This window comes from Glaciibacter kafniensis (genome assembly GCF_039538945.1).
Lineage (GTDB): Bacteria > Actinomycetota > Actinomycetes > Actinomycetales > Microbacteriaceae > Cryobacterium > Cryobacterium kafniensis.
Map to the genome: position 1 here is coordinate 1 of NZ_BAABCN010000018.1, position 4,858 is coordinate 4,858.

General features: G+C 64.5%; 5 protein-coding genes. All 5 read left to right on the plus strand.

Features of this window, described 5'->3' with window-relative positions:
• Positions 1-484: 484 nt before the first annotated feature.
• Genes ABD791_RS20545 through ABD791_RS20565 form a run of 5 tightly spaced genes read left to right on the plus strand, consistent with a single transcriptional unit; the run spans position 485 to position 4,808 of the window.
• Positions 485-1,627, plus strand: a complete 1,143-nt coding sequence (locus ABD791_RS20545) for an FAD-dependent oxidoreductase (RefSeq protein WP_345069794.1) — start codon at positions 485-487, stop codon at positions 1,625-1,627.
• Complete coding sequence (locus tag ABD791_RS20550) at positions 1,624-2,208, plus strand: amino acid synthesis family protein (protein WP_345069796.1); 585 nt, start codon at positions 1,624-1,626, stop codon at positions 2,206-2,208. The genes ABD791_RS20545 and ABD791_RS20550 overlap by 4 nt, the downstream gene beginning before the upstream one ends.
• A 17-nt stretch (positions 2,209-2,225) precedes the next feature.
• Positions 2,226-3,005, plus strand: a complete 780-nt coding sequence (locus ABD791_RS20555) for a class II aldolase/adducin family protein (RefSeq protein WP_345069797.1) — start codon at positions 2,226-2,228, stop codon at positions 3,003-3,005.
• Positions 3,006-3,033: 28 nt separating this feature from the next.
• Entirely contained in the window at positions 3,034-3,969 is a 936-nt protein-coding gene (locus ABD791_RS20560; RefSeq protein ID WP_345069798.1) for a 3-hydroxyacyl-CoA dehydrogenase NAD-binding domain-containing protein, read from the plus strand.
• On the plus strand, positions 3,969-4,808 hold the full coding sequence (locus ABD791_RS20565) for an alpha/beta fold hydrolase (RefSeq protein WP_345069951.1): 840 nt from the start codon (positions 3,969-3,971) through the stop codon (positions 4,806-4,808). Before ABD791_RS20560 ends, ABD791_RS20565 begins: the two co-directional genes overlap by 1 nt.
• Positions 4,809-4,858 lie beyond the last annotated feature (50 nt).

The window sequence follows — 4,858 nt, forward strand, 5'->3', positions numbered from 1 at the left end:
TCGCTGCGGCATAATCAAAACACTGACCCGCACGGTGTTGAGAAACTCCACCACTCAGCGGGACGTGACCTGAGCCAATGTTTGAACGCAACCCGAGTTCAAGGATTTGCTCGCGAGATCTCGAGACGCGTGCTCGCAAGCTCGCGCGCTCCTCGATCAACGAAATGGCCCATATACCTCATAGACACTCGCTGGCGCTCGTTCCTCGACCAACGAAAACGCAGGTGAAACCCCATCCGCGCCCCATTTCCGCCGAATTCTGTGGCGCGCGACTGAGGTGGTTCGTGACGCAACCGAGCCGTACCGCCATCACCGCTGCGAGATGTTACGGCCGTGTAAATCGTTGACGCAATCGAGTGAAATCTCTTGCGCCCCGAGCAAGCTCAATGCCACAATCTCTACTATTGCGATAACGGATCCTCAGAATGTGAGAATTTGCAAAGCGATTGGCTCGGGAAGAGCCGCTGAGCGAGGGGAATTACACATGGCCACTGGCCAACGCCACGCCGAGATCTCCGGTGGAGGTTTTGCGGGACTCACGGCAGCCGCTGCGCTGGCACGGATGGGTTGGAGTGTGCGGGTTCATGAACGAGCCGCCGACCTCCGCACTGAGGGTGCCGGCATCGTGCTGTGGAACAACAGCCTTCAGGTGATCGACAAATTGGGTGGCACGCACGACCTCATGTCGCGCTCCATGACCCCGCCCGCCTACGAGACGCGCATGAACAATGTGATCCAGTCGCAGGAGACGCTCGACGGCATCCGCTGGCGCACGCTGACGCGCTCGCACCTGCACCAGACGCTCCTGTTCGCCGCACGCGAGGCCGGTGCCGAGGTGGTCGCGGGGTCTGAGGTCGTCTCGGCGACCCCAGAAGGGCGCATCACCTTTGCCAACGGTGACTCTGCCGAAGCCGACCTCATCGTGGGAGCCGACGGCGTCGGCTCGGCTGTGCGGGATTCACTCGGGGTGCCGCTCGAGCGACAGCGATCCGGCGATGGCATCACGCGGTTCCTTGTTCCTCGCCGGAAGGCCGAACTCCAGGAGCTCGAGCCGGAGACCGAGTGGGACAACGTGATCGACTTCTGGAATCTCGAACCCCGGGTGCTCAGAGTGCTCTACACCCCGGCCAACAAGGACGAGTTGTACATCGCGCTCATGTCGCCGGCCGCGGATGCCGACGGGTCGCGCGTGCCAATCGACCTCGACCTCTGGACATCCGTCTTTCCGCAACTCGCACCGGTACTCGCGGATGCCGCGAAGACGCCAGGCAAGTACTACGGATACCAGACCACCCGACTGCAGAGCTGGACCCACGGCAAGATTGCCCTGATCGGCGACGCGGCGCACGCGATGTGCCCTGCGCTCGCCCAGGGTGCCGGTACGGCGATGCAGAATGCCTGGACGCTGGCCGAGGCGGCAACCGCCGCCGGATCCGGTGAGTTGCCTGCCGCGCTGACGGAATGGGAGCGTCTTGAGCGCCCATACACTGATCGTGCCCAGGACCGTTCGCAGTGGTACGCGGACACCCGCGAGATGTCGAAAGGCGGACAATTCGTCGGAGAAAGTGTTGAGACAGCCTGCTACAACCCCACCGATCCCAACCGTCATGAGGTACACGCACTATGAGTATTGACCCGTTCTACAAGGTTCGCGCCTGGCACTCCTTCGTTCAGGAAACCGTCCACGATCTCGGGCCCGCACCGGAGCAGCCGCTGGTCAAAGCGGCAGTTGCGGTCGTGATCCAGAACCCGTTCGCCGGCCAGTGGGTTGAGGATCTCTCTCCGTTGACGAACCCCAGCGCGAGCCTCGGCACCGAACTCGGCCGCCGTGCACTGGCCCTCCTCGGAGGTCGCCCGGCGGAGAGCTACGGCAAGGGCGGTATCGCAGGGCTCGCCGGCGAGCAGGAGCATGTCGTGGCGTGCGTCACCACGGTGTTCGGCAACGCCCTGCGCGACGCCATCGGCGGCGGCGACGCGTGGATTTCGTCGGCGACGAAGCAGGCCTCGGCCGGCACCACGATCGACATCCCGCTCGCGTACAAAGATGAGGTGTACGTGCGGTCGCACTACGACGCGATCACCGTGACGCTTGCGGATGCCCCGCGCCCCGATGAACTCGTGATCTTCGCGGCGGTCGCCACCGGAGGCCGGGTGAACGCCCGCGTGGGCGGCATCACCGTCGCCGACGTTCTCGCCCGTCAGAACTGAATCACTAAGGAGCCAGCGTGACCTATTCGCACACGCAGTACTACGAGGACCAGTCCATCGCGAGCATCCTGGCCGACGTGGCCCGCGCTCACCGCATCCTGGAGCTGGAGGGCCACGGCGACATGTCGATGGGGCACCTCTCATTCCGGGACCCGTTCGGCCGCGGACTGTGGCTCAAGCGCGGCAACCTTGCGCTGAGCGAGGTCGAGGGGGATGACTTCATCCTCATCGACTTCGACGGCAACGTGCGCGAAGGCACCGGCCTGCGCCACCTGGAGTGGCCGCTGCACGCCGAAATCATGAAAGCGCGCCCCGACGTGAACTTCGTCGGTCACTCTCACTCGCACTTCGCCACCGTTCTCGGCGCCTCAGAAGAGAACCTGAAGCCGTACAACAACCACGGAGTCTGGTTCGCCTACGAGGGGGTGCCGCGCTTCTCGGAGACGAGTCACATCATCACCACCGTGCCGCTCGGCGTCGCCGCCGCCCAGAAACTCGGCAACGCGCAGGCCCTCCTGCTCGCCAACCACGGCGTTGCTTTCGTCGGCAGCACGGTCGCCGAAGTGACGCTCACCGGCATCTTCCTGGAGAAAGCCGCCCGCTTCCAGGTCGACCTCAAGTCGTCTGGCTTCGCACCGATCGAGCCGGACGCCGAGGAGACCAAGGAGAAGTTCGACCGCATTTACCCCTCCAAGGCCCAGCACAACTTCTGGACCTACTTCAACCGACGTCTGGAGCGCGTCGAGGCCGCCTACGGCATCGGCATCTCTCCCATCGGCCTTCCGCCGGCAGTCTGATCCACACAACGCGAGAAAGAGTACACAGATGAGCAGTCTTCCCAACATCGCCACCGTCATCGGATCAGGCACCATGGGCCCCGGCATTGCCGCGACCTTGGCCAGGGCCGGCGCGACAGTGCGGCTTTACGACATCTCCGACGAGGCAATCGCGCGCGCTGAAGCCGCCTACGGCGTCGTCACCGGTGTTCTCGAGGCCGTCGGGTCTCCGATGGTTCCCGGCGGTTCAGTCAGCTTCGGCACCGATCTCGATGAGGCTCTCGCCGGCACCGGTCTCATCATTGAAGCCGTGCCAGAGAAGCTCGAACTCAAGCAGAAGGTTTTCGCCGACATCGAGGCACGCGTCGGCGACGACGTCATCATCGCCACGAACACCTCCGGCATCCCGATCACGACGATGGCAGAGAGCATGACGCTGCCCGGACGCCTGATCGGCATGCACTGGTCGAACCCGCCCCACCTCATCCCCATGATCGAGATCATCCCCGGCAAGGCGACCGACCTGGCGCTCGTCGACAAGCTCGCCGAGATCGTGAAGTCGTTCAATTACGTTCCCGTGATCGAGAAGGAGATCCCGGGCTTTGTCGAGAACCGCGTGCTCTACGCGATCCTCCGCGAGTGCATGGCGCTGCTGGAGGAAGGCATCGTCACGCCAGAGGGCCTCGACGCCTGCGTGAAGTGGGGAATCGGCTACAAGCTCTCTGTGGTCGGCCCGACCCGTCTGCTCGACATGGCCGGCCTGGACATCTACCAGGCGGTTTCGGGCTACCTGAACAAGGAACTCGACGTGAGTACCGACACCCCGCAGTTCATCAAGGACAAGATCGCCGCTGGCCAGCTCGGCTTCAAGACAGGCGGCGGAATGTACGAGTACGGCGAAGGCGACGTCGACGCGAAGCGCAAGGAGATCATCACCGGGCTCATTGCGGCGCGCAAGACGCTCTCCTCCATCCCGAACGTGTGATGCTCCCCGCGGTCGGGATCGAACAGATCGACGACGGCCTGCAGCGCACCAGGGGGGCGGATGTCGACATCGCCTTCCGGGTGCGTGGTTCAGGGCCCGCCGTCGTGCTGCTGCACGGGACCTCGGCGAACCACGCCGTCTGGGAACCGGTCGGCGACGGGCTGCACGACCACGCGACCGTGATCGCCCTCGATCAGCGCGGGCACGGTCGGAGCGACAAGCCGCCGACCGGGTACACGGGGCGCGATTTCGCCGACGATGTCGTGACAGTGCTCGACGCACTCGGGATCGACCAGGCAGTTGTGGCCGGCCATTCTTTGGGCGGACGCAATGCCTGGCTCGTGGGCGCATTGCATCCGGATCGCGTGACGGGTGTTGTCGTCGTCGACTACACGCCCTACATTGAGCCGGCGGTGCTGGATGAGCTCGACGTGAGGGTGGCGGGCGGCTTTCGCTCGTTTGGCTCTCGGGGTGAGATCGAGAGCTACCTGCGCGGCCGCTACCGCGCGATCCTGCCCGGAGCGGTCGAGCGCCGGGCGCGCTGGGGGTACCGGGCGCTCGCCGATGGCAGCCTGGTGCCGTACGCCGATCCCGAAGCCATGCGCCAGCTCATCGACGGCTTTCGCACGCCGTGGGACGACGAGTTTCGTGCGGTTCAGGCTCCGATGGTGCACCTCCGCGGTGCCGACAGTCGCATCGTGACGGAGGCGGCCTGGCAGGCGGCAATCAACGATCGGCCCGGCGACCGCTGGGTCGTGGTCGACGGAGCCGACCACTACATCCCCGAAGAATTTCCTGATCTTGTCACCGCCGAGCTCGATCGCGTGCTCGGTACCTGAATCCGAAAGGACTTGCAATGCCTCTTTTCATCGATAAACTCGCCGTCTCG